The sequence below is a fragment of the Micromonospora sp. NPDC050686 genome (assembly GCF_040654475.1).
Taxonomy (GTDB): Bacteria; Actinomycetota; Actinomycetes; order Mycobacteriales; family Micromonosporaceae; genus Micromonospora.
In genome coordinates this window covers 1-1,644 of the sequence record NZ_JBFAID010000138.1, presented here as the reverse complement: position 1 = coordinate 1,644, position 1,644 = coordinate 1, and the positions used below count along the sequence as shown (strand labels likewise).

Below are 1,644 nucleotides of genomic sequence, written 5' to 3'. Positions count from 1 at the left end.
GGTTGGCCAGGTCGACCGCCTCGATCAGCTTCTCGTCGTCGCAGGGCACCTCCCGCACGTGCCCACGCTCGTCCCGGTCCTCGTCCCGGCCCTTGTCCCGGTCCTCGTCCCGGCCCTTGCCGGACCGGTCGCGGCCCTCGCTCTTCTCACCGGAGTCGTCCTTGGTGAGCTGCTGGGCGGTGGACCACTTCACGTCGGCGAGCCGGTGGGGTCCGACGGCCCCGGTGGTCGCGTAGGCGACACCCGCGAGGCTGACCGCTCCCGTGAGACCGGCGACACCGGTCACGAGCCAGAGCCGGCGCCGCCGGGCCGACGTCATGGTCTCGCGGGCGTCATCGTTATTGCGAAGGTAGTTGGACATCGGAGCTCTCTGCCCTCTCCTTGTACCCAGACAAGGTCGCTTCGCCACGGCGAGGCGGCCTTCGCTACAAATCGGTTGTAGCTTCTGAAGACGACCGTATGAGAACCATCCTCACCATGGGCCCGTATGCGAAAAAACCCCACATTAGGGGTGGGGTGACTCAGCGGGGAGGAGGCCGGACGGTGGGGCCGCCGGGTCGCAGGAGCACCGAACGGCGTGGACTGCGGCGGAAAGGGTCCGCCGTGCCCGTCGCCGGCCCGGAAGTCCGCGCCCCGCCCCAGGCGGGAAGCCCCTTCCCGTCGCGCCTGCGACGGGAAGGGACCCCAGCGTTTATGTGGTGGCTCAGTTGAAGCAGTCCTTGACGGTGCCCGCGCAGTTGGTCGGGTCGTTGTCGGTCACGATCGACTTGTCGTCGAGTCGGACCTTGCCGTCGAGATTGAGGATGCCGCCGGCGATCCGGTGGAGCTTGGCCGGGTCGGTGGCGGTGTTCTTGACGACCTTGGTCTTGGTCAGGTGGACCGTGCCCTTGTGGTTGAAGATGCCGCCACCGTTGAGCGCGGTGTTGCCCTTGATCTCGGTGTCCCGCAGGGTGAGGAAGGCGTTGCCGCCCTCGCCCTCCGGCTGCTCGGCGAAGCCGTCCTCGACCTTGATCAGCCACTCGCCGTTGAAGATGCCGCCGCCGAAACGCCCGGCCGTGTTCTCGACGATGCTGCTGTCCGCGATGGTGGCGGTGCCGGCCTGGTCGTCGCTCGGCCAGTTCCAGTGCTTGCCGCCGGTGTTGACGACGCCGCCGCCGTTCTCCACCGCGTGGTTCCCGGCCACCAGGACGTGGTCGAGGTCGAGGTCGGTGTTCTCGGCGTAGATCCCGCCGCCGTTCTCGCACGCGGTGTTGCCCTTGACGGCGGTGAAGGAGATCGTGACGTGGCCGCCGGAGCTGAACACGCCGCCGCCGTTGCCGCCGGCCCGGTTGCCCTCGACGGTGGACTTGACGCTGAACTTGCCCCCGGTCCGGCCGAGGATCTCGACGGTGCCCGCCTCGTCGTGGCCCTTGGCGTAGACCGGCGCGTCGTGGCCGGGCTTCTTACCGCGGCCGTTGGCGATACCGCCGCCGTTGTAGCCGGCGGTGTTGTCGCCGACGTGCGATCCGACGAGCTTGAGGACGCCGAGGTTGAAGATCCCGCCGCCGTCCTTCCGGGCGTGGTTGTCCTCGATCTTGCTGTCGTCGATGTCGACGCGGCCGAAGTTGGCGATCGCGCCACCGTTGTTCTCGGCGTTGTTGCGCT

Annotated in this window: 2 pseudogenes; both read right to left on the bottom strand. The window is 68.5% G+C overall.

Features of this window, described 5'->3' with window-relative positions:
• A pseudogene (locus AB0H57_RS32785) lies at positions 1-361 on the bottom strand (hypothetical protein); the annotation flags it as partial.
• A gap of 342 nt (positions 362-703) precedes the next feature.
• Positions 704-1,644, bottom strand: a pseudogene (locus AB0H57_RS32780) (hypothetical protein); the annotation flags it as partial.